22 protein-coding genes and 3 pseudogenes are annotated in these 22952 nt (G+C 64.0%); 10 read left to right on the top strand and 15 right to left on the bottom strand.

Features of this window, described 5'->3' with window-relative positions; translation table 11 throughout:
- Positions 1-25: 25 nt before the first annotated feature.
- Together NKI54_RS05635 and NKI54_RS05630 are read right to left on the bottom strand one after the other, a co-directional pair.
- Positions 26-985: a prohibitin family protein gene (locus tag NKI54_RS05635; RefSeq protein WP_352638126.1), complete on the bottom strand. Its 960-nt coding sequence runs from the start codon at positions 983-985 to the stop codon at positions 26-28.
- A gap of 150 nt (positions 986-1135) precedes the next feature.
- Positions 1136-1759 (bottom strand): annotated as a pseudogene (locus tag NKI54_RS05630) (GIN domain-containing protein); the annotation flags it as partial.
- Between the two features lie 246 nt (positions 1760-2005).
- Here NKI54_RS05630 and NKI54_RS05625 point away from each other — a divergent pair.
- From NKI54_RS05625 to NKI54_RS05605, 5 genes and pseudogenes are all read left to right on the top strand, one after another.
- Entirely contained in the window at positions 2006-2383 is a 378-nt protein-coding gene (locus tag NKI54_RS05625; protein WP_352638123.1) for a hypothetical protein, read from the top strand.
- Positions 2380-2687: pseudogene (locus tag NKI54_RS05620) on the top strand (hypothetical protein). The gene NKI54_RS05625 and the pseudogene NKI54_RS05620 overlap by 4 nt, the downstream one beginning before the upstream one ends.
- Positions 2688-2698: 11 nt before the next feature.
- Positions 2699-2881, top strand: a complete 183-nt coding sequence (locus NKI54_RS05615; protein ID WP_023675702.1) for a DUF3606 domain-containing protein — start codon at positions 2699-2701, stop codon at positions 2879-2881.
- A gap of 220 nt (positions 2882-3101) precedes the next feature.
- The gene (locus NKI54_RS05610) at positions 3102-3284 is read left to right on the top strand and encodes a hypothetical protein (protein ID WP_352638122.1); all 183 of its coding nucleotides are present in this window, start codon (positions 3102-3104) and stop codon (positions 3282-3284) included.
- A gap of 44 nt (positions 3285-3328) precedes the next feature.
- The gene (locus tag NKI54_RS05605; RefSeq protein ID WP_352638121.1) at positions 3329-3940 is read left to right on the top strand and encodes a hypothetical protein; all 612 of its coding nucleotides are present in this window, start codon (positions 3329-3331) and stop codon (positions 3938-3940) included.
- A gap of 15 nt (positions 3941-3955) precedes the next feature.
- Here the strand turns inward: NKI54_RS05605 and NKI54_RS05600 are convergent, their stop codons facing one another.
- Positions 3956-4861 carry a S1C family serine protease gene (locus NKI54_RS05600; RefSeq protein ID WP_352638120.1) on the bottom strand — a complete coding sequence of 302 codons (906 nt, stop codon included), beginning with the start codon at positions 4859-4861 and terminating at the stop codon, positions 3956-3958.
- A gap of 249 nt (positions 4862-5110) precedes the next feature.
- On the opposite strand from NKI54_RS05600, the gene yghU reads away from it, so the two are divergent.
- A complete protein-coding gene (gene yghU, locus NKI54_RS05595) occupies positions 5111-5998 on the top strand; it encodes a glutathione-dependent disulfide-bond oxidoreductase (RefSeq protein WP_352638119.1) in 888 nt (295 codons plus the stop codon).
- Here yghU and NKI54_RS05590 read toward each other — a convergent pair.
- The 3 genes from NKI54_RS05590 to NKI54_RS05580 form a co-directional block, all read right to left on the bottom strand.
- Positions 5995-6699, bottom strand: coding sequence for a hypothetical protein (locus NKI54_RS05590; protein ID WP_352638117.1), 705 nt, complete (start codon positions 6697-6699; stop codon positions 5995-5997). The genes yghU and NKI54_RS05590 overlap by 4 nt on opposite strands.
- A gap of 428 nt (positions 6700-7127) precedes the next feature.
- A complete protein-coding gene (locus NKI54_RS05585; RefSeq protein ID WP_023675695.1) occupies positions 7128-7379 on the bottom strand; it encodes an exopolysaccharide production repressor protein in 252 nt (83 codons plus the stop codon).
- A gap of 150 nt (positions 7380-7529) precedes the next feature.
- Positions 7530-8696 (bottom strand): KamA family radical SAM protein, encoded by a 1167-nt coding sequence (locus tag NKI54_RS05580; RefSeq protein WP_502894501.1) that lies wholly within the window; start codon positions 8694-8696, stop codon positions 7530-7532.
- A gap of 488 nt (positions 8697-9184) precedes the next feature.
- On the opposite strand from NKI54_RS05580, the gene NKI54_RS05575 reads away from it, so the two are divergent.
- A complete protein-coding gene (locus NKI54_RS05575) occupies positions 9185-9616 on the top strand; it encodes an SAM-dependent methyltransferase (protein ID WP_352453694.1) in 432 nt (143 codons plus the stop codon).
- Between the two features lie 61 nt (positions 9617-9677).
- Here the strand turns inward: NKI54_RS05575 and NKI54_RS05570 are convergent, their stop codons facing one another.
- A complete protein-coding gene (locus NKI54_RS05570; protein WP_352472101.1) occupies positions 9678-11300 on the bottom strand; it encodes an ABC-F family ATP-binding cassette domain-containing protein in 1623 nt (540 codons plus the stop codon).
- Between the two features lie 161 nt (positions 11301-11461).
- The gene (locus NKI54_RS05565) at positions 11462-12013 is read right to left on the bottom strand and encodes an isochorismatase family protein (protein WP_352638114.1); all 552 of its coding nucleotides are present in this window, start codon (positions 12011-12013) and stop codon (positions 11462-11464) included.
- Positions 12014-12224: 211 nt separating this feature from the next.
- On the opposite strand from NKI54_RS05565, the gene NKI54_RS05560 reads away from it, so the two are divergent.
- Positions 12225-12776, top strand: coding sequence for a DUF4019 domain-containing protein (locus NKI54_RS05560; RefSeq protein WP_352638113.1), 552 nt, complete (start codon positions 12225-12227; stop codon positions 12774-12776).
- A gap of 252 nt (positions 12777-13028) precedes the next feature.
- Here the strand turns inward: NKI54_RS05560 and NKI54_RS05555 are convergent.
- The 7 genes and pseudogenes from NKI54_RS05555 to NKI54_RS05525 all read right to left on the bottom strand — a co-directional run.
- A pseudogene (locus tag NKI54_RS05555) lies at positions 13029-13424 on the bottom strand (LysR substrate-binding domain-containing protein); the annotation flags it as partial.
- 66 nt (positions 13425-13490) lie between these two features.
- Positions 13491-14261 (bottom strand): exodeoxyribonuclease III, encoded by a 771-nt coding sequence (locus NKI54_RS05550; protein ID WP_352638112.1) that lies wholly within the window; start codon positions 14259-14261, stop codon positions 13491-13493.
- A gap of 9 nt (positions 14262-14270) precedes the next feature.
- The gene (locus NKI54_RS05545) at positions 14271-14915 is read right to left on the bottom strand and encodes an alpha/beta hydrolase family protein (RefSeq protein ID WP_352638111.1); all 645 of its coding nucleotides are present in this window, start codon (positions 14913-14915) and stop codon (positions 14271-14273) included.
- Positions 14916-15097: 182 nt separating this feature from the next.
- Positions 15098-16129 carry a tetratricopeptide repeat protein gene (locus NKI54_RS05540; protein ID WP_352638131.1) on the bottom strand — a complete coding sequence of 344 codons (1032 nt, stop codon included), beginning with the start codon at positions 16127-16129 and terminating at the stop codon, positions 15098-15100.
- Positions 16130-16188: 59 nt separating this feature from the next.
- Positions 16189-17100 (bottom strand): non-homologous end joining protein Ku, encoded by a 912-nt coding sequence (gene ku / locus NKI54_RS05535; protein ID WP_352638110.1) that lies wholly within the window; start codon positions 17098-17100, stop codon positions 16189-16191.
- A gap of 437 nt (positions 17101-17537) precedes the next feature.
- Positions 17538-20033: a DNA ligase D gene (ligD, locus tag NKI54_RS05530; RefSeq protein ID WP_352638109.1), complete on the bottom strand. Its 2496-nt coding sequence runs from the start codon at positions 20031-20033 to the stop codon at positions 17538-17540.
- A 155-nt stretch (positions 20034-20188) separates the two neighbouring features.
- Positions 20189-20413 carry a hypothetical protein gene (locus NKI54_RS05525; RefSeq protein ID WP_352690827.1) on the bottom strand — a complete coding sequence of 75 codons (225 nt, stop codon included), beginning with the start codon at positions 20411-20413 and terminating at the stop codon, positions 20189-20191.
- Between the two features lie 183 nt (positions 20414-20596).
- On the opposite strand from NKI54_RS05525, the gene NKI54_RS05520 reads away from it, so the two are divergent.
- On the top strand, positions 20597-21604 hold the full coding sequence (locus NKI54_RS05520) for an aldo/keto reductase (RefSeq protein WP_352690826.1): 1008 nt from the start codon (positions 20597-20599) through the stop codon (positions 21602-21604).
- A gap of 229 nt (positions 21605-21833) precedes the next feature.
- A complete protein-coding gene (locus tag NKI54_RS05515; protein ID WP_352467966.1) occupies positions 21834-22784 on the top strand; it encodes a substrate-binding domain-containing protein in 951 nt (316 codons plus the stop codon).
- Positions 22785-22952 lie beyond the last annotated feature (168 nt).

The raw sequence follows: 22952 nt of genomic DNA, 5'->3' as shown, positions 1-22952 counted from the left end.
GCCCTGATCTGGTTTGCGCCGCGCCTCAGTTCGATGCTGCGGCAGGCGTGCTGAGTTCGAGGAACGGTACGGTCGAGCCCGGGATCATCGACTTTGGCAATTCGCCGTTCCATCTCTCCGCCTTGGTCAGTTCGACCAGCAGCGGATTGTTGGCGATTGCGGCGGCGCGAGCCTTGATGGCGCCCGCGGTCGCATCGCCTTCGACCCTGGTCTTGTAGGCACTGGCCTCGGCTTCGGCCTTGACGCTGTCGGCGCGGCCCTTGGCCTGGGTGACGGCGATATCGGCCTTGATCTTTTCCTGCTGCAGGTTCTGTTCCTGCTTCTGCACCTCGACCTGCGCCGTCATCCTGGCTTCGACCGCCTGCTCGTAGGCGTCGGAGAAGTCGATGTTCTCGACCTGCACGCTGTCTATCATCACCGGGCCGTCGGTTACCGCCGCGATGGCGTCGGCGACGTCCTTGTTGAACTTCGCCCGGTTCTGGATAACCGACACCGCGTCGTACTGGCCGAACACCGTCTTGATCTCCTGCGGTGCTTTCCTGGCAATGACACGGTCGGCCAGTGCCTCGATCGATCCATAATTGGTGTAGACGTTGCTGACTTCGGCGGCCGGCACGTGGAAATTGACGGTGACGCGCATGTCGGCCGGCTGCTGGTCGCGCGAATAGGCCTGCATGGCCGGCAGGCCGCTGCAATCGTTCTGGTTCTCGCAGCCCCATTTGAGCACCTGCTGGCGCAGGCTGATCTTCTCGACACGCTGTAACCACGGCAGCTTGAAATGCAGTCCGGGATCAACGACCGAACTCAGCGCTCCGTTGGTCAAGAGCACGCCGCGGTCGCCCTGATCGATCGTGTACCAGGATCCAAACAGCACAAAGACGCCGAGCGCCACGATGACGAGTGCGATCAGGCCGGAACCGATCGACCCCGATGCCATCCCCGGCTTGCCCTGCGGACGGCTTGAATTGCCTTGCGTTTCGGTCATCACCCCACCCCAACCTGATTGCCCGTGCTGCTTTTGCCCACAATAGTGGCGGCATTGCAATCCTCTGGATATGGAAGGACCTTCGCGCCAGCCGGCCGGACCAGCGGGGTGGTTCAGGCGGTCCAGGGCAATCCCTACGCCGGAATTGCTTTACGGCACCTGTGTAATGCTGCCGCTGCCTCGGACCTCCGAACGCCGCATGGTCGGGTGCCCGTAGACGTCGACGTCACCGCTGCCGGAAATCGTGACATCCGCATCCGCCTGTGCGGTAATCTCTGCGTCGCCGCTGCCGCGAATCTCGATCCGAGCGGATTGGGCGACAAGATTCCTGAGCCGGCCGGTGCCCGAACCGCGGATCTCCAGATCGACCGTCTGGGCGGTTCCGGTTGCGGTAACGCTGCCGCTGCCGCGGATGTTCAGCCGCAACCCGGGCTGATTGATCTGCGACAGGGCAAGGTCGCCGCTGCCGACCACTTTCCAGTCTGAAATTGCCGGCCCCGACACCCTGACATCGAGCCGGGATGCGAACCAGCCCGGTTCGCAATCCAAAGTGAGTCTGCTGCCTTCCATCCGCACATGGTCGATCAGGGTCGACTCGCCGCTGACGACGGCCTCAGCCTTGTCACCCGGCTGATAACGGACTGATGCTGGCAAAGCGATCGTGAAACTGCCGTCGTTGCGGAACGGCAGCGTAACCTCTTTTCTAGTCGATGTGGTTGCTCCGCAGGTTGATTGTCCACCAATCCATGAACCCCCGGCGTTGATCCAATCCGGCGCTTGTCTGTTTGGCGCCGTTCCGGACGGAAGACCGCCGACACTTTCCTGGAACCGCCCTGGTTTCCGGAACCGCCCTAGCGGATTTCCCCTGCAGCCGCGGCAGCGGGCTGGGACGCGTTGCCTGGCGTCTCCTTCTGCCGTTCGGCATCGGTTTTGCGCTTCGGGCAATCCTCGTAGTCGTGGTCGCGCCCACCGCAGTAGGAGCAGCATTTTGCTGGCGCGTCGGAGCGAAGCATCGTTGGCATGCGCAAGAATGCACGAAAGCCGACAGATTGCGAAGGCTTGCGCACCGGCAAGGTCGATTTCGCCACGGAACCGCTGCCGCCGCATGAAAGTTATCTGCTCATTGCAACGGGAGCACAGGACATGGCCGACGACCCGAACCGCTACGAGACCGGAGCGAGGAAATATCCGGCAAAGACGAACCCCGACGCGGCCGACGAATTTTCGCAGGATGCGGCCGGCAACAAGCCACCTCCCGGCGGCATGGGATTGACCAGGCCGGCTGACGATTTCGACGACAGGACCCTGCATTCGGAGGGCCAGAACCCGCCGCGCGCAGCGATCCGGCCAGACGGCAAGGCCACCGCCAAGAAGCCTGGCAAGGACGCAAGACGATGAACGTCGCCAATCTCCAGCTCGAAGGATTGATGATGGCGATCGCGGCCGTCAACAACGCGCTGTCCACAAGGGCCTGCTGTCGGTCGACGAGGTCGACATGGCGTTGCGCCGCGCCGAGGCGGCGATGACCAGCGACGAGCGTCTCTATGAAGACATGTCGCCATCCAACCGCGACGCCGTCTGCTTTCCGCTCAGGCTGCTGCAGGCGGCCAACAATGCCCAGGGTGAAACCGGCGTACCGTCCTTTGCCGAACTGGCCAGGATGGTCGGCCGGACCAAGGAGCCCTATAACGACCAGATGTGATGGAGGACGCCATGGCCGACGACAAATCCAAGACCAAGCAGGATCGCAAACTGGTCTCCGGCGAAGAGCCATACGAGGTCGCTGCGTTTGCCCGCAAATACGGCATACCGCAAAGCGAGGCCGCGACCATCATCAAGCGTTACGGCCCCTCGAGGAGGAAGCTCGACGCGCATATGGCGAGCCGCAACGCCTGATCCAATTCTGGCGGCGGCCGCCGTTCACGCCGGAAGCGTCCCTGCCCTGCCGCCTTGTCGAGAGTATCCGCACCGCCGGGCGGCCCCTCGGGCTCGCCGCTGCGGGATTCAACGCCCGGTTTCGATAGCCGCGGAATACTACCGCGGCGCAACAACTCATTTACCTCGACGCTGTACCAGTCCGGTGAGCAAAGCCGGGGGTCGGATGCAGGAACAATTATTGCGCTACGAATGTGTCATGGAGCCGAACGGCCGTTGGATGGTGTGGGACATCGTTCACGATCTGCCGGCGCAATTTTCGCAAATCGCGCTGATCGGCCTGAGCCGTCGTGAAGCGGTTTCGCTCTGCCGGCTGCTCAACGAGACGAGCCGTTCCGAGACGCGGCAGAGCCGGGCCTCCTGAGAAGCGCGTGCGTCTCAGGCCTGCCCAGGCTAAGAGGATTTTACATGCGATCGACAATATTCGGTCTGGTCTTGCTGCTGCCGGCCGCCGCCCTGGCGGAGCCGATCGAGACGCAGAAGATCATCACGGCGGCGACCGGCGACTGGAACGGCGACGGCGCCGCCGATCTGGCGATGATCGTCGAGACCGAGCCCGGCTCTCCCATGGACCTGTATTTTTTCCTCAAAGATCGCGATGGCGATTTTCTAAAACCTGCCGGGATCGTGCATGATCAGATTGACGGGGAATGGAAGGATTACGACCGGCCGGGCCCCGCCACATCCGACACCGAGCCCGAACTCACCGCGCTCCCCAACGGTTCGATCAAGCTCGATATTCCGGCGATGGAGATCGGCAGCGAGCGGACCAACAAGACGCTGACGCTCGCCTGGCGCAACGGCACGTTCGTCGTCGCCGGTTTTGCCTACGAGTATTGGGATTACATGGACGACAATGTTGCCGGCGACTGCGACTACAATGTGCTGACCGGCAAGGGCAAAAGCAGCAAGAAGCTGGCGGACGGCAGCACCAGGCAAGCGACCGTATCGGTCGAAGGCAAGGTCATCCCGTTCGCGGAGTGGACCCCGGGCACTGGCTTCAGCGCTTGCGGAGAGTGAGAGGTTTCGGTTGCCTCACTGCAGCGGCGGCTTCCACAGCAGGCTGTTGCGATCGGCGGACTTGACGCGCAGCCAGGTTTCGCGGCCATCGCGCAGCACCCGGAGCGGGATCTCGGCACCCGCCGGGCCGCTCTTCCAAAGCTTGCGATAAAAATCGGCAAGCCCATCGACCGCCGCGTCGCGGACATCCGAGATGACGTCGCCCTGGCGCAGGCCCGCCTGGGCGGCCGGGCCGCCCTCGGCGACGCTCATCACCACGACCTTGCCGTCGCTCTCGGCCGAGAAGGCGCCGAGCCACGGCCGCGGCGGCCTGGCGACCTGGCCGCGCGTCAGCAGATCGTCGAGGATGGGCGGCAGAAGATCGATCGGCACCACCATGTTGATGTCGGCGACCTCGCCGTTGCGGCTCATCTGCAGGCGCAGCGAACCGATGCCGAGCAGCCTGCCATCTGCGCCGATGAGGCCGGCGCCGCCCCATGAGGGGTGAGCCGGCGCCGTGAAGATCGCCTCGTCGAGCAGATATTCCCAATAGCCGGCGAATTCCTGCTTGGTGACGATCCGCGCCCGCACGGAGCGGCCGACGCCGTCGGCGAGCACGACGGGATCGCCGATCTTGGCCCTGGACGCATCGCCGAGCGCAATGGCGGGCAGCCCGAGCGGCGCCAGCGCCTGCACCAGGCCGAAGCCCGACTCCTGGTCGTAGGCGAGCGCATGGGCGGGAACCACGCGCCCGTCCTGATCGGCCAGCCAGACCTCCTCGGCCTCAGTGATGAGATAGCCGATGGTGAGTACCAGCCCGTCGCCGCGGATGACCACGCCACTGCCCTCGCGGCGGGTGCCAAGTGTATTTGCCGTGAAGGCGTCCTCCGGCACGGTGGCGCGGACGGCCACGATGGATCGCAAAAGGGGCTCGATATTCATGCTTTGGTTCCTGGCAATGTTCGCAGGCTGATATGGGCTATAGGTATGGCGCAGGTGATCAGGCGCAAGAGGCGGCGCCGGCTTTGGCGTGGACCGGCGCCGCGCCGTTCGCGCCGGGGTTTTGCAATAGCGCCGGCAGCCCTATCTGTACCTACGGCTATCCCAAGCTGCCCTATGCAAAGTTCCTCCGCCATCACCCACGTTGACATCTGATATCCTCCCAACCCAACCCTTCCAAAGGCCTCCCAAATGAACGACTACGCAACGGACCAATACACGCCGCCAAAAGTCTGGACCTGGAACAAGGCAAATGGCGGCGCTTTCGCCAGCATCAACCGGCCGACCGCCGGCCCGACGCATGACAAGAAACTGCCGGTCGGCAAGCATCCGCTGCAGCTTTATTCGCTGGCGACACCGAACGGCGTCAAGGTGACGATCATGCTGGAGGAACTTCTGGCGCTCGGCCACAGCGGCGCCGAATACGACGCCTGGCTTATCAGGATCAACGACGGCGACCAGTTCGGCAGCGGCTTCGTCGAGGTCAACCCCAACTCGAAGATCCCGGCCATGATGGATCGCAGTGGGAAAAAGCCGGTCCGCATCTTCGAATCCGGCTCGATCCTGCTCTACCTCGCCGAAAAATTCGGCGAATTCCTGCCGACGGAGCAGCCGGCTCGCGCCGAGACCCTGTCATGGCTGTTCTGGCAGATGGGCTCGGCGCCCTATCTCGGTGGCGGATTCGGCCATTTCTACGCCTATGCGCCGACGAAGATCGAATATGCCATCGACCGCTTCGCCATGGAAACCAAGCGGCAGATGGATGTGCTCGACCGACGCCTCGCCGAAAGCGAGTATTTAGGCGGCAGCGACTATACGATTGCCGACATTGCGGTGTGGCCCTGGTATGGCGGGCTGGCCAAGGGCCGTATGTATGACGATTCCGGCGAGTTCCTGCAGGTGGAGCAGTACAAGAACGTGCAGCGCTGGGCCGACGCCATCGACGCGCGGCCGGCGGTCAAGCGCGGCCGCATGGTCAACCGCACCTTCGGCGAGCCTTCGAGGCAGCTGCACGAGCGCCATGACGCCAGCGATTTCGAGACCAAGACGCAAGACAAGCTCGCGGCGGCCAAAAGCTAAGCGGATGACGCGCCGATCTCCCGCCTTGTAGGGGAGATCGGCAGCTTCGGCCGACTGCTCAAGCTCGCCTTCACCGCCGCCATCCACAGCCGGTCGATGTTGGCCAGGAATTTCTCGTCGAGTTTGTCGAGGTGCTTCCAGTACATGCCGTCCTCGAAGAGATAGCCGAGTTCCTTCTCGATCCTGTCGGCCTCCTCCGCCTGATCGAGCCGCAGGCCGGCAAGCATCTGCGCCTTCATTTCCGATATTCGCGAGGGAGAAAGCGCGCCGAGTTCATCGAGCGTCAGCCGCGGGAAGACCAGCCGGCTGCGCGGCAGGTCGGATAGGTTGACGCACAGGCAGCCGCGCCGAAGCGCATGGATGAGCAGGCGGGCCGACTTCGCCTCGAGGTTGCGCAGGGTGACGTCGTTGCGCAGCGGATCGGCGCGGCCGACGCCGTAAAAATGCGTGTTGCCGGGCTGGTCGTAGATCATGTCGCAGCCAAGGAATGCCAGCACGTCCGGCTTCTGACTGTGGATCGTCCAGTAGGCCGCCGTCATCGACATGGTGCCGCCGGCATAGACGAAGCCGCCAAAGCTGTTTTGCGCCGGCACGTAATGCGAGGCGCTGAAGATCTGCGCCTGCTGCAGGGGACCGCCTTGCGGCATCCGCTCCGCCGGGAAATCGCCGGCATGGACGAGGAAATCCCAGTCGGGGCGCACGCGCCAGGCGTTGTTGATGGCGACGATCTTGCCGAAGGCCTGCTTGGGTCAGGCGGCGCAGCGCACGACATCGGGGGCGCTACCGATCAGCAAGATCACATTCGGCGTTCCGTCGATCACCACAACCCTCTCGACCGGCCGAAATGCATCTCGATGCCGCCCGGTTGAACGGCTTTATAGCCTCAACGGCCCATCGAAAACACCAGCCGGATTTAAGCTGGCATCAACAAAAGGGAGCTTGCCAGCCGGTTGTAAAATGTGGCCTTAGGCACTGTCGTACAAACAGCAGGCAGGTTTTCCCACTAGCCCAAAAACGACGATATGAGTTGGGCGATATATATTAGTTGACTAAACTAGCGGAACGTCCAATGCACATTCCCAGAACCGAACATGTCCTGTCTAGACCATGATATCTATATGGGACATTACTACATAAGCTGAACGCGACCTCGACGGTTCGGCGGCACAGCCCTCAGACGCCGCGGCTTTGCCTCCGCGCTTTTCGCCCCGGATCCGTAGATCAACCGGACGACGAATAGGAAATATCCAACCTGCATGACGATCAAGGTCAAGATCGTCCAGGCCAGCGTCTTCCAGATTGAACCCGTCGCAAGGTAAGTCGAGATCGCCACGATGGACGATGTGGTGGTCAGCCCCACCAGGAACTGTGGAAAGTTCATGACTTTTCTGCGCCGCCCCGAAACTCGCTATAGCCGGGACGAACTCCCCTAACCCATTACCCCGGACCAACGTTTTCACTATTTCAGCAATTGCGCAAGCACCAAATAGAACAGCAGTTAACGCATGCTTCCGTGATCAAGGGCTGCATGTCAGGTCACCAAGGTGGGCTGGCTTGGACGGCGGCTGCGCGTCCCTCCCTCCCCAACCAGCTCTCCATAACCCCTCACCGCCCCATCAAGCCCACGTATTCGCCACGTCTCCCCTTCCCGTGCCTCAAGATGGGACGGGCCGAGCGGGACTTTCCCTCCGCCGTCCGGCAGGTCCAGCACGTAGACGGGATTGCAGATGCCCGACAGGCGCGCACGCAAGGCGCTGACCAGCGCCTGGCCCTCGGCGATCGTGGTGCGCCGGTGCGCCATGCCGCGCACGAGATCGCCGTGGTGCAGATAATAGGGTTTGACGCCAAGGCGATACATCAGCTCGCGGCACAGCTCTTCCAGCACCTCGACCGTATCGTTCACGCCTTTCAGCAGAACGCTCTGGTTCAGCAGCACGAAGCCGCCCTGCCGCAACGTGCGGCAGGCCCGCTCGGTCGCCTCCGTGATTTCGCGTGGATGGTTGAAATGGGTGACGACAGTGACCATCAGCCGGCCCTGCAAGGCTTGAATCAACCCGCCGGTGACGCGCGACGGCAGCGCGACGGGTACGCGAGTGTGGATGCGCAACAGCCGCACATGCTGGATCGCCTCGACACGGGCGCGGGTTTCCGCCAGCGCCCTATCCGGCAGCGATAGCGGGTCGCCGCCGGTCAGGATCACCTCGCGGATTTCCGGATGGACCGCGATATAGGCGAAGGCTTCGTCGAGAGCTTCGCGCGTATAACCGCGGCCGATCGACGTCAGCTGCTCCTTGCGAAAGCAGAACCGGCAATAGACCGCGCATTGATAGGTCGGGAACAACAGAACCCGGTCGGCATGTCGATGCGTCAATCTAGGCACGGGACTGAAGGCGTGGTCGGCGATCGGATCGTCGAGTTCGCCCTCCTGCTCTGCCAGTTCGTCGGGCGACGGGATGACCTGAAGCCGTATCGGATCGGCGGGGTCGTTCCAGTCGATCAGGTCTAGATAGGCCTTGGGAATGCGAACCTTGTGGCGCGTGGCCGCGGCTTCGGCCGCCGCCCGCTCGGCTGGCGACAGCGGCAGCGAATCCAGATCGCCTACATGCCGCACGCCCTCGCGAACATCGTCCCGCCATGCGGCATCCGCCTCGCGAGCGCGCCGGTCATCGGCTGCCACGCCGGCCGCATCGAGCGCCATGCTGGCGTCGGGGATGTCGGGATGTGAGGTCATCGCAGGCTCCTTGAATTTCGGGCCGGGGTACAGCATTGGAGCCAGGACTTGAAGGCAATAAGCGGTGTTTGGCCGGGTTGGAGGGCGCGGCAGGAAGCCACAACCGGCCATTGATCAGAACAATCGTCCAACATCGCTGACGCAAAACATTAGCTTGCTCTTATATTAGCTTGAGCGTATACACATAAACGGCCGGTGATCTACCCCCCAACCGGTTAGGCTCGGCGCCAGTTCCCTCCCTACCCCTCAGGTCAACGACGCCGGGCCGCTCGGGCCCGCCCGGTCGCCCGCGGTCGAGACCGGATCGACCTCTTCGATGTCGATCATGCCCCTGCTCAAGCAGCACCCAACTGAACATACCAGCTGAACACATCGGCGATGCCCGCGTCTGTCGGCCTTCCCGTCGCCGGCCGCGGTCGCTAATCTCGGATTGCGAAAAAGCTGGAGAAGAGCGTATGGCGAACGACTTGTCGCCAAGGCTTTTGGAGATCGTCAATGCGCTGCCCTTGCGGCAGGGCATGCGAGTGCTGGAGATCGGCTGCGGACCGGGTGCTGCAGCGCGCGAGATCGCGCGCCGGATCGGCGGTGGGCACGTGCTGGCGATCGACCGCTCGGCCAAGGCCATCGCGCAGGCCGGGGCCGCCTCGCGCGCCGAGATTGCGGCAGGCCGGCTGAGCCTTCGCCAGGTCGCCATCGAGGATTTCGAGTTGGAAGCCGATGAGAAGCACTTCGACATTGCCGTTGCGGTGCGCGTCGGCGCGCTGGACGGGCGTCATCCCGAAGCAGGAAAAATTGCCCTGCGACGGCTCAAGGCGGCGTTGACCGCGCAAGGCCGGCTGTTCATCGACGGCGGCGATCCGCTGCGCGAAATTGCGATACATGGCTGAGCACCTCGTGCTTGGCTTCCGGAATCGAGCGTCTACGTGACCGTGAGCGGCAGAGCCGGCCTCAGCTCCGCAACCCCGGCGCCTCCTGCCCGGTGCGCTCGACATACTCCGTATAGCCGCCGCCATAGGTGTGGATCCCCTCGGGCGTCAGTTCCAGCACCCGGTTCGACAGCGCCGCCAGGAAATGGCGGTCGTGCGAGACGAACAGCATGGTTCCCTCGTACTGCGACAGTGCCGTGATCAGCATCTCCTTGGTGGCGATGTCGAGGTGGTTGGTCGGCTCGTCCAGCACCAGCAAATTGGGCGGATCGAACAGCATCAGCGCCATCACCAGCCGCGCCTTCTCGCCGCCCGACAGCACGCGGCATTTCTTCTCGATCTCGTCGCCGGAAAAGCCGAAGCAGCCGGCCAGCGCCCTGAGCGGCGCCTGGCCGGCCTGCGGAAATGCATCTTCCAGCGTCTGGAACACGGTGCGCTCGCCCTCCAGCACTTCCATGGCGTGCTGGGCGAAATAGCCCATCTTGACGCTGGGCCCGCGCGCCACCGTGCCATTGTCCGGCTCGGAAGCGCCAGCGACCAGCTTCAGCAGCGTCGACTTGCCGGCGCCGTTGACGCCCATGATGCACCAGCGCTCGCGGCGGCGCACCTGAAAATCCAATCCCTCGTAGATCGAGCGGCTGCCATAGCCCTTGTGCACGTTCTTCAGCGTCACCACGTCCTCGCCGCAGCGCGGCGCCGGCTGGAAGTCGAACGATACCTTCTGGCGGCGCTTGGGCGGCTCGACCCGGTCGATCTTGTCCAGCTTCTTCACCCGGCTCTGTACCTGGGCGGCATGTGAAGCCCGCGCCTTGAAGCGCTCGATGAAGGCGATCTCCTTGGCCAGCATCGCCTGCTGGCGCTCGAACTGCGCCTGCTGCTGCCGGTCGGCAATCGCCCGCTGCTGCTGGTAGAATTCGTAGTTGCCGGAGTAGGCGGTCAGCGAACCGCCGTCGATCTCGACCACCTTGTTGACGATGCGGTTCATGAACTCGCGGTCGTGCGAGGTCATCAGCAGCGCGCCGTCATAGTTCTTCAGGAACTGCTCCAGCCAGATCAGGCTTTCGAGGTCGAGATGGTTGCTCGGCTCGTCGAGCAGCATGGCGTCGGGCCGCATCAGAAGGATCCTGGCCAGTGCCACGCGCATTTTCCAGCCGCCGGACAGCTTGCCGACGTCGCCGTCCATCATCTCCTGGCTGAAGCCAAGGCCGTCCAGCACCTCGCGGGCGCGCCCGTCCAGCGCGTAGCCGTCGAGCTCCTCGAAGCGGTGCTGCGCCTCGCCGTAGCGGGCGATGATCTCGTCCATCTGGTCGGCTTGGTCAGGGTCGCCCATGGCGTGCTCGAGCTCGCGCATCTCGGCCGCCACTTCGCTGACCGGCCCGGCGCCGTCCATCACTTCGGCCACCGCACTGCGGCCCTCCATGTCGCCGACATCCTGGCTGAAATAGCCGATGGTGACGCCGCGATCGACGGAGACCTGGCCCTCGTCGGGCTGCTCCTCGCCGTTGATCATGCGAAACAGCGTCGTCTTGCCGGCGCCGTTGGGGCCGACCAGCCCGACCTTCTCGCCCTTCTGCAAGGCGGCGGAGGCTTCGATGAAGACAATCTGACGGCCGTTCTGCTTGCTGATGCTTTCGAGACGAATCATGGTTTTCCGGGAAAGGCCAAAGGAGCGTTCCCGCGCCAATACGCGATAGGCCGCGCCGGCGGAAGCCCGCAGTAGTGAGGCGCCCCGCGCCAAATTGTCTGAACCCGCCAGTTGCTTCCCGGCTGGATCAGGCTTTGACGGCGTAGGGATGAGCCGGCGGATCAGCTATCGGTCAGGGCTTTTGTCGTCGCCAGTTTGACCCCGGCGGCGGCAAATGCCGCATTGTGTCGGGCGATGATCTCCGCGGCGGTCTCGCTGGCGGCGTCGAGCGTGCTGTGGGCGTCGGAAACCACGGTGACGCCCAGGCCCGCTGCAAAGGCGCCCTTCACCGTGGCCGCCACGCAGAAATCGGTCTGCGCGCCGATCAGAACGACCTCGCCGGCGCCCTGCCCGGCCACCCATTCTGCAAGGGCGGCATTGCTGAACGCATCGCCGACACGCTTGGCGAAAGTCGGCTCGTCCTCGGCCTGGCCGAGCGCCGGCCACACCGACCAGCCCGGCCCACCCGGCGCCAGAGGATCGCCCTGCGGGCCGTCATGCCTGATGAAGGCGATCTTGCGCCCGCTGCGCCGTGCCCATTCGATCAGCGCGCGGGTGCGGGCAACCATGCCGTCGGCATCATGGATCGGCGGTTCGGCGACACCGTCGAACATGCCGGTCTGAAGGTCAATCACGATGAGCGGCGCAGCGGCCGCGGGGCTGGTCCCTGACATGGTTTTTTATAGCACGAGGGCGGAGCTGATCAAGGATCAGGGCCGCGATGGCGCGCACGGGCAACCGCAAGTGGCTGGAGTTCGAGATATGTGACAATCCGCTTGCAGCAGCGCTAACATAGCGCGCCATTGGGATGTGGGTCAGTTCGAAATTCTGGCTATCGGCCGTGACCGGATTGCATTCGTGGCAAGCTCCTGCGAAGAAATTACCATGACACATGCAGCCGTAGCTTTCCTTGCGATCGTGACTTCGGTGTTGGTCGCGATCCTACCCGCACAATCGCAAGAGTGGACGCCCTCGGAGGACGCGGTTCGAGATGCAACGGAAACGGTTGGTCACTATTTCCTTTCGCTCGATAACCAAGAATATGGGCGGGCATACGAAATGAAAACTGATACCGCCAAAGCTTCGATCCCATCGAACGCCTTCGTGGAGCAAAGTAAACATTTTCATTCTCAGGCCGGCGCTGTGCGCGAGCGCCGGCCACTCAAATTCACGTGGTTGAAGGACCCGGCGAACGCTGCCTTTCCTGGCGTTTATGCCGCAGTCGACATAGCGGCGAAATTTGAAAACATCGATCGTTACTGCGGCTATATTGTTCTCTATCAGCGGCCGTCAGGTGGAAATTTTCGAGTCATGCGGGTCGAAAGCAACTTCATCGACAACGCTACCGCGAAAAGCATTGAAAAGACCCAATCGAAACTCGAATTGGATCGAGCATGGGCCGAGTTGTCGGCTAACTGTCCGAATTTTCCATCGTGAAGGTGAGGCAATTTTTTTGTACTTTCCGCGCACCATCGGCTCTCGGCTTCCCTCGCTTCGATCAGCGCAACGATGTCGGCGATCTCTTGCAGTTTGCCGGCCCTACGACGCGAACGCAGCGAGAGCGCAGCTTTTGTCCTCACCCAATCCGCCCGTCACGGCATAGGCGCCGGCGGTGCGCTTGTCACTAAACCCAAGCGCGATGTTATCTCGTCCGATCGCCCTTCGCAAAGTAGCCGGCGGCCCGGACGATCACACCCGGCCCGATGTCCCATCCTCGCCAAAAATCCCGGTCACCCAGTCGATGAACACGCGTACCCGTGGCGCCAGCTGGCGGTTCTGCGGGTAGAGCGCCGACAGCGGTGTCGGCGACGGCGGGTAATCCGGCAGCACTTCGACAAGCGTGCCGCGTGCGAAATCCCCGGCGAAGCGGTAGTGCGGCGCCTGCACCAGGCCGAAGCCGAGACGCGCCAGCTCCGCCATGGTGTCGGAGCCGTTGACCGTCACCCGGTTGGGCAGGCTGACATAGCGCAACGCGCCGCCGACGGTGAATTCGAGCGGCATGACCTCGCCGGTCCGCGACGAGCGGAAGCCGACCATCAGATGGCCTTCGAGATCGTCGAGGGTTGCCGGCATGCCGAAGCGTTCGCCCGCGAAGCGGCGCGGCCAACCTGACTGGTTGCCGCCCGGAAAGGCGGCGCCAGCCTCCGTGCCTCACTTCAACTCCACCCAGACCGGCGCGTGATCGCTGGCGCCGGTCTCGCCGCGCACGTCGCGGTCGATGCCCGCCGCTACCAGCCGGCGCGACAGCTTCTTGCTGAGCAAGATATGGTCGAGGCGCAGGCCGGCATCGCGCGGCCAGCGGTTGCGGCGATAGTCCCAGAATGTGTAGAGCGTCTCGTTCGGGTGCTTCTTGCGCAGCGCGTCAAGCCAGCCCTGGTCGACCAGCCGCTGGAACGATGCGCGGCTTTCCGGCTGGACCAGCGCGTTGTCGTCATAGGAGCGGGTCGGGTAGATGTCGCGCGGCTCGGGCACGATGTTGTAGTCGCCCGCCAGTACCACCGGCAGGCCGGTGTCGAGCAACTGCGCCGCATGCGCCTCCAGCCTCTCGTGCCAGGCCAGCTTGTACCGGAATTTCGGGCCGGGCTGCGGATTGCCGTTCGGCGCGTAGAGGCAGGCGACGACGATGCCGTTGACCGCTGCCTCGATGTAGCGCGCCTGCTGGTCACTGTCGTCGCCGGGCAGCGCCTCGCGGGTCAGAACGGGTTCTGCGCCACGCGAAAGGATGGCGACGCCGTTCCAGGTCGGCTGCCCGACCCAAACTGCGCCGTAGCCGGCGGCCGCCAGCACAGTGCGCGGAAACTGCGTCTGTCTGGCCTTGAGCTCCTGCAGGCAGGCGATGTCGGGTTTGGTGGCAGCCAGCCATGCGAGCAGGTTCGGCAGCCGACTGTTGATGTTGTTGACGTTGAAGGTGGCGATCTTCATCGGCCTGCTTCAACGCACGATGCGTTCGGTCCACGCCTTCACCGCATCAGCGAGCGTCTTCAGATGATCGGCGGTGGAGAAGCCGGAGATGTTTTTGCGCGGCTTCAGATCATGGTCGCCGTCTTCCAGCCAGAAGATCTCGATCGCGTCGGACAAAGCATAGGTCGCGACCTCGTCTTTGGTCCCGAACTCGTCGCGCGTGCCTTGGAAGATCAATGTCGGCGTCTTGAGATCGGCGAGGTGCTTTGTCCGAAGCTGCGTCGGTTTCCCCGGCGGATGGAAGGGATAGCCAAGGCAGAGCAGGCCCGAGATCTCGCCCTTCGAAAACATCTCGTCGGCGATCATCGAAGCGACGCGTCCGCCCATCGACTTGCCGCCGATGATCAGCGGACCCTTCACGCCCTTCGCCCGGAGGTCGGCGATCGCCTTGACGTATTCCGGGTTAACCGTCTCGGCGCGCGGCGGCGGCTTGCGGTGGCCGTAGCGGCGAGCCGCCATGTAGTGGAATTCAAAGCGCGCAACGCGGAAGCCGGCCTCGGCCAGCGCCTTGGCGGTGGCGGTCATCGAGGCCGAGTCCATCGGCGCCCCGGCGCCGTGGGCGAGTAGGATGGTGATTGGGGCGGTGTCGGGACCGTCGAAGAGGAAGGTTGTCATGGGGACTCCAACGCTGGTGACACCTTCTCCCCTTGTGGGAGAAGGTGGCCGAGCGAAGCTCGGTCGGATGAGGGGTGTTCCAGGGAACGCCGACGCCTCATTTCTTCCAACACCCCTCAACCGTCTCGGCGCCGCGCGCCGATCCACCTTCTCCCACAAGGGGAGAAGGAGGCGCTACTACCTCACCCTGCCGACTTTTGCGCCAGCTGCAAATCCACGAACTGTATCCCCTTGGCCGCCATGCGCGCCCATTCGGAATTGGCGTCGAGCTCGAGATAGCGCACCCAGCGACGCCGCGCCTCGGCGAGATTGCCGGTGTCGAACTCCAGCCTGGCAAGGTTGAATACCGCATCGGCATAATCAGCGTCCAATGCGATCGCCTTGAGCAAATGCCGGCGCGCCGACGCCGCCCGCCCCTCTTCGCTCATCAGCCCGGCGAGATTGAACCAGGCCTCTACGAAGCCGGGATCGAGCTTTATCGCGCGGGCATAGTCGTGCGCCGCCTCGGCCGCGTGGCCGGCGGCGCGCAGGCAGTTGGCGCGGTTGAAAGCGGCGATGGCATCGCTTGGGTCGATGACCAGGCAGCGCCGGTAGAGCGCCGCCGCCTGCTCGTGGTCTTCAGCCCCTTCCGCCGCCTCGGCATCGGCGAACAGCTCTTCCAGCGTGTCGTCATCCTGCGTTCCCAGATCGAACAGCAGCTGGCCGTCGAGTTCGCTCTGGCCGCCCTCGAGATAGATCGCATCGGCCCGCCCATGCTGTGAGCCGACGGCGAGCGACTTGGCGGTGAGCGAGGCGACCGGGCCCGACCGGTGCACCGAGCGCGCAATCGCCCCCCATGAGGCGCCGCCGGCAACCAGCCCGGCATATTTGCGGGCGAGGATCAGGTCGCGAAAGGAATACGGTTCGCAATCATGCTCGAAGGCATCGAACAGCGACAAAAGGTCGAGATCCTCGCCGGTCAGCCGCGACTGGTCGATCAGCGACTGCCGCGACAGCGCCGAAGCCTCCGGCGCTTTCATCAGGCCGAGCAGGCGCAGGAAGCCGTTCTCGCTGACCAGCTTGCGCCCGGCCGCGCGCTCGGTGACGACGCGGCGCTCAATCTCGGCATCATCGGCCTTGGCGAGGAACGTCCGCCCGAATACCACATGGGTGGTCCGTCTGGTGACTCCGCGCCGCAATTGGCCCTGCCGGCGCGCGACCTCGCGCGCCGCCATGCGAAGCGGAAACGCCGCGAGCGCGCCGATAGTGCCGAAGATCGTGCCAGTGGGCGCCGTCACCCTTTGCTCTTACCGACGGCCTGCAGCAGATTGGCCTTGAGCGGGTTTTCCTTGGCGCCGCCCTTGGCGGACTTTGCTTTGGCTGCCGGTTTCGTCGCCTCATCGGCCTTGCTCTTGGACTTGGCCGGCGGCTTGGCCGATTGGGACAGGCTCGCCTTCAGCGCATCCATGAGATTGATGACATTGCCGCGCTCGGGGGCCGCCGCGATGATCGGCTTATGGCCCTTCAGCTTCTCGCGGATCATCGCCATCAGCGCGATCTCGTAGCGGTCCTCGTAATTCTTCGGTTCGAAGGTGGTTTCCTTCTGCTTGATCAGCGCCTCGGCCAATTGCAGCATTTCGGGATCGGGGTTTCCGGCCGGGATATTGCCGAAATACTCAGCCGTGGCACGCACTTCGTTCGGATTCCTCAAGGTGCAGACGAACATGCCGTTCTCGCGCGCGCCGATCGTCACCACGCGCTCGCGGCTGGACAGCACCAGGCGGGCGATCGCCAGCTTGCCGGATTTGCGCATGGCTTCGCGCAGCACGGCGAAGGTCTCCTCGGCCATTGCGCCGTCCGGCGCCAGGTAATAGGGCGCGTCCTGATAGATGACGTCGACCGAATGCTCGTCGACAAAGGCCTCTATGTTCATCGTATGATTGGATTCGATGCGTACCGCATCGAGATCGGAGTCCTCGATGATGATGTACTGCTTGTCCTCGTATTCGTAGCCCTTGACCAGGTCTGAACGCTCGACCAGCCCGAGTTCGGGGTCGACCGGCTTCATGTTGATGCGGTTGTGCGTCTTCTTGTGCAGCTGGTTGAAGCTGATGCGCTCGCTGGCGCTGGTCGCCGGATAGAGCCGGACCGGACAGCTGACCAGACTGAGCTTGAGGTAACCTTTCCAACTTGCCCTGGGCGCCATGAAATACTCCTACGCGGCCTTGTGCTGTTGAACTGTTCGCAGCGTTCATTCGTCCGGAGGACGAACGGGACTGCCGAAATCCTACATTGCCCCTTACAATACCGGCAAATCCCTAGCGAAATCTTCCATCTCGGCTGAGGGGTCGGCGGTGGGACCCGGCGGGAAGAATAATTCAAATTTTCTGGAGCGTCGATGGAGTCTAGATGGGGCGGCTCGCAGGGTGCAGATGCCGGCGGGACAGCGCCCCCCTCTGTCCTACCGGACATCTCCCCCACTTGGGGGGAGATCGGCAGCTTCAGCGCTCCGCTCAATCCTGCGACGTTGGCGATTTGCGAAAGCCGAGGCGACGTCCAATCTCCCTCCTTGTGGGGGAGATGTCCGGCAGGACAGAGGGGGGCGCGAAGGATCGCGACGGATGTCATTTCGCGCCGTTGCGTTTACTTGTTCGAAAACGCCGGCAAATCCCTGGCGAAATCTTCCATGTCGGCCCAGGGATCGCCCGACGTCGCCAGCAGGCCCGGCAGCGACGAATAATTCAGATCCTGCGGAGCGTCGATGGATTCCAGATCACTCCAGCTCACCGGCGTCGAGGCCGGCAAATTGGTGCGGGCGCGCAGCGAATAGGGAGCCGCAGAAGTGTGGCCGCGCGCATTGCGGTGATAATCGATGAAGATGCGCCGCTTGCGGTTATCCTTGCCCATGGTGGTGGTGAAAGTGTCGGGCGCGGTGGCGGCAAGATGCGTCGAGATGGCGCTGGTCGCCTGGTGCAATTTCTTCCAGTTCTGCTTTTGCGTCACCGGCACTGATATGTGGATGCCGTGGCCGCCGGACGTCTTGGCGAACGGCACCAGCCCTAGCGCTTCCAGCTCGCCCTTAATGTGCACCGCCGCCTCAACCACCTCGCGCCAGGCGATCCCCTCGCCCGGGTCGAGGTCGAAAACGATCAGGTCCGGCTTGTCGAGCCGCGTGCGATGGGTGCCCCAGGTGTGGAACTCGACGACACCGAACTGCGCCAGCGCCAGATAGCCCTTGGCGTCTTCCACCGAGAGATAGGATTTGGTCTCGCCCTCCGAATTGGTCGCTTCGAAAGTCGCCACAGAGGACGGCATGCCGGTGAAGGCGTGGCGCTGGAAGAAACAGTCCTGCGGCCTGCCGGTCGGGCAGCGCACCAGCGACACCGGCCGGCCGAGAATGTGCGGCAGCATGAAATCGCCGACCAGCGCGTAATAGACGGCAATGTCGAGCTTGGTCGGGCCGGTCTTGCCGAACAGCCGTCGCGTCGGGTTGGTCACCCAGATGGTGGCGAGGTCGGCCTCGGCGATCAGCCGCTTGCGCTTGGCCGAAACCGGCGTCGACAGGCCGACGTCGCGCAGGCCGCGGAACACGGCATGGCGCAGCGCATTGTCGGTGGTCCGGTTGGCGTAGTGGATATGCGCCGAAAGCAGCGGCCGCACCCAGTTCATCTCGCGCATGATTTCGCGGGGAACCCCTTCGGGCGCGGATGCACCCGCCCTTAGCGGCTCCAGCCTGGCCAGCAATTCGCCGGCGGTCCTCGCATCGAAGCCGGTGCCGACCTTGCCGCGATAGTGCAATTCGCCATCCTCGAATTCGCCGAGGCCGAGTGCGGCCAGCCCCTCGGCCGCGTCGGAGACAGTGTAGCCGGCGATGACGAAGTCGCCGGTCTGAAGCGCCTTGGTCTTGGTCCAGGTCTTGGTACGGCCGCTCTGGTAGATTGCCGTGGCGCGCTTGGAGACGACACCCTCGAGCCCCATCTCGGATGCCTGGTCATAAAGTGCTTGGCCGTCTCCTTCGACATGATCGCTGAGCTGGATGGCCGAATTGGCGCCGAGACCGGACAGCAATTGCGAAAGCAGCGCCTTGCGCCGGCGGAGCGGCGCTTGTCTCAGGTCCCAGCCGTCGAGATACAGAAGATCGAAGGCGTAGAAGTGGAGCTTGTTGCCGGCGCCTTCGGCCAGCGCGTCTTGCAAAAGGGCAAAGCGGCTGATGCCCTTGGCGTCCAGCGCGACGACCTCGCCGTCGATGATCGCCTCGCGGCACGGCAGCCTGGCGAATGCAAGCGGCAGGTCGCCATAACGCTTCGTCCAGTCGAGGCCGGCGCGGGTGATCAGCCTGACTGCGCCGCTAGCGAGATGCGCCATGGTGCGGTAGCCATCGAATTTGATCTCGTGCAGCCAGACTTCGCCCGTTCGGGCCGCTGGCTCATCGCCGCCCGGCGGCTTCGGAACCTGCGTAGTCAGCTGCGGCTCGATCCGGGAAGGCGGCGGCGCCTTGACGGCGCCCGGCAAAGCGCCGGGTTTCAGCACCACCGGCCTGGCAGGTTTGGCGGCAGGCTTCGGCGTTGCCACCAGCTCCTCGATGCGGCGTCCGGATTTGACGCTTTCCGGGCGGGCTTCCAGTATGTCGAGCTTGGCGTCGGCGGCGAGATCGCGCTCCTTGAACAGCAGCCAGTTCTTCTTGCCCTCATCCTCGCCGGGCTTCGGTTTCAGCCGCGTCAGCATCCAGCCGCCATTCAGCTTTTCGCCGGCGAGGCGGAACTTGAAGGAACCGGTGCGCAGGCTCTTCTCGACATCGTCCATCGGCGCCCAGACGCCGGTGTCCCAGACGATCATCGGCCCGCCGCCATATTCGCCTTCGGGAATGACACCTTCGAAGTCGATATACTCGAGCGGATGGTCCTCGGTCTCGACCGCCAGCCGTTTGTCGGCGGGGTTGAGCGACGGGCCGCGCGGCACCGCCCAGCTCTTCAGCACGTCGCCGACCTGCAGGCGCAGATCGTAGTGATCGGCGGTGGCGTGATGCTTGTGGACAACGAAACGATTGCCCTCACCGGCAACCAGACCGCCGGCTGGTTCCGGCGTCCTCGTGAACTCGCGCTTGGCGCGATAAGCCTTGAGCTTCGAAGGAGCTGGCATGGACTAGGCGCGGGTGGTGGGCAAAAGCAACGAGCGCGGCATCAAAATCCCATCGCAGCGGCGCTCCAATGTCACGGCATGGATCCCAGGGTCTCCGCGACGTCGCTTAGCTCCTGCTCCGCCCTGGGATGACGAAGGATGGCAGGTCACGCCGCTCAATCGTCGGTGGCCGGCGTCAATTCGAGCTCGGCCGGCGACAGGCCCTGCTGCAGCTGGCTGAGCCGGAATTCGTCGACCCAATAGGCCTCGCCGTCGACCAGCACCCGCGCGCTGTAGCTGCCGGCCGAAAAACGCTGCGCAGTGATGTACACCTTGTGGCGGTCGAGCGCGTTCCGCACCGCGGCGCGCCTGGATTTCTGACTGGCGACGGAACTGGCCATGCTGGTTACTCACGCACAAGCCGCAAGGCGGCGTGCCTTAAGGATGGCCGAGAGCGTGTCGGCTGTCAATTTGGCGGTCGCTGCGAGCCGCGCGCGGTGGCGCCTCCCGCTCTGTGGAAACCGAGCCGGTGCGCTATATTGCCCTGGCGGCTTGGAACGCGATGCTGATCCGGAGAGCTTCACATGACATTGACGATGCGCAAACTCGGCAGCCAGGGGCTGCAAGTCTCGGCAATCGGTCTCGGCTGCATGGGCATGAGCCAGTCCTATGGCCCGGCCGACGAGGCGGAATCGACCGCCACGCTGCACCGCGCCATCGAACTCGGCTGCACCTTCCTCGACACTGCGGAAGTCTACGGGCCGTACGCTAACGAGGAACTGCTCGGCCGCGCGCTGAAGGGCCGGCGCGATGAGGTGACGATCGCGACGAAATTCGGCTTTCGCATCGAAAACGGCAAGCAAGTCGGCACCGAGCGCGACAGCCGGCCCGAACATATCCGCGAGGCTTTGGAAGGTTCGCTGAGGAGGCTCGCCACCGACCACGTCGACCTCCTCTATCAGCACCGCGTCGATCCGGCGGTCCCGATCGAGGATGTGGCGGGCGCTGTCGGCGAGCTGATCGCTCAGGGCAAGGTCCGCTTCTTCGGCCTCTCTGAAGCCGGCGCCGCCAATATCCGCCGGGCGCATGCCGTGCATCCGGTGTCGGCCGTGCAGAGCGAATACTCGCTATGGGAGCGCAATCTGGAACCGGAGATCATTCCGCTGCTGAAAGAGCTCGGCATCGGCCTGGTGCCGTTCTCGCCGCTCGGCCGCGGCTTTCTCACCGGCGACGTCAGGCGCGCCGAAGATTATCCGGAGGGCGATTACCGGCGCGGCGATCCGCGCTACCAGGGCGCCAACTATGGCGCCAACATGCAGGCGGCGGCCACGGTACTCGACATCGCCGCCGCCAAGCGCGTCAAGCCTGGTCAGATCGCGCTGGCCTGGCTGCTCCACAAGGGGAGCGGCTTCGGCATCGACATCGTGCCGATCCCCGGCACCAAGCGCAGAAAATACCTCGAGGAGAACGTCGCCGCGGCTTCGATCAGGCTGGACCCAGCCGAGATGCAAGTGCTCGACGACGCGCTGGCGCCGGGAAAGGTCGCCGGGCCGCGCTACGGCGAGCGCACCATGGTGATGATCGATCGGTAGGTCTTGCCTGCTCCCGTTCTTGCGCAAAGCTCCGGCCTTGGCTAGCATCCGCCGGCAGGCACCGAGCGGAGGAGAACGTCGCGGTGGACCGGCTGGAGCGCCGTTGCGTCCCTTCAAACACGAGTTGGGCGCTCGAAGGACACTCCATTTTTGAATCGACGCAAGGAACCTTCCGGAAAACCCCTTCCGGTTTAGGGGTCGTGCGCTCATCTGGGAGGAGACTAAATTGATCAACAGACGTGAATTCCTGCTGTCGTCGGCGGCGATGGGCGCTTTGGCGCTGGCCGCTCCGCAACTGGCTTTTGCCCAGGACAAGCTGACCATCCTTGGTTCGGTGCCGAGCCTCGGCTTTCCGTTCTTCGTGCACATGCTGAACCAGATCAAGGCGGAAGCTCAGGCGCAAGGCGTCAACCTGATCGAGAGCGACGGCCAGAACTCGGCGCCCAAGCAGACCGCCGATATCGAGGCGGCGCTGGTGCAGAAGGTCAACGCCATCGTCATCTCGCCGCTTGACGTCAACGCGCTGGCCCCGGCCATCGAAGAAGCGGTGAAGGCCGGCGTTCCCGTCGTCACCATTGATCGCCGCGTTGAGGGCGTCGAGGGCATCCTCGCCCATGTCGGCGCCGATAACGTCAAGGGCGGCGAGGCCGAAGCGCAGGCCATGGTGGCGGCATTCCCGAACGGCGCCAAGATCTTCCATTTGCAGGGCCAGCCCGGCGCCGGCCCGGCGATCGACCGTAACAAGGGCGTGCACAACGTCCTCGATCCCATGAAGGACAAGTACCAGATCATCTTCGAGCAGACCGCCAACTTCGCCCGCGCCGAGGCGCTGTCCGTCACCGAGGCCGGCCTTGCCGCCAACGGCAAGCCCGACGCGATCATCTGCGCCAATGACGACATGGCGCTTGGCGCGGTTGAAGCCTGCGCGGCGCGCAACTTCACCGACGTCAAGATCTACGGCTTCGACGCGCTTCCCGAAGCGCTGGTCGCCGTGCGCGACGGCAAGCTGGCCGGCACGGTCGAGCAGTTCCCCGGCGAGCAGTCGCGCACCGCCGTGCAGATCGCCGTCGCCTACGCCAGGGACAAGACCGAGCCGAAGGAAAAGCTGGTGCTTTTGACACCGATCGTCATCGGCAAGGACAATCTCGACAAGGCGGAGAGGCTGGGCGAGACGAAGTAGGCGAAGCCGACGGGACAGCACCCCCCTCTGGCCTGCCGGCCATCTCCCCCTCAAGGGGGGAGATTGGATGTCACGTCGGCTTTCGCTAGTTTTCGATCTTGCAGAAGAGGCGAAGCCAATGAAGCTGCAATCTCCCCACTTGAGGGGGAGATGGCCGGCAGGCCAGAG

The organism is Mesorhizobium sp. M0663 (genome assembly GCF_040320585.1).
Lineage (GTDB): Bacteria > Pseudomonadota > Alphaproteobacteria > Rhizobiales > Rhizobiaceae > Mesorhizobium.
The sequence above is the reverse complement of the archived record's forward strand: the minus strand, read 5'-3'. Positions and strand labels throughout refer to the sequence as shown.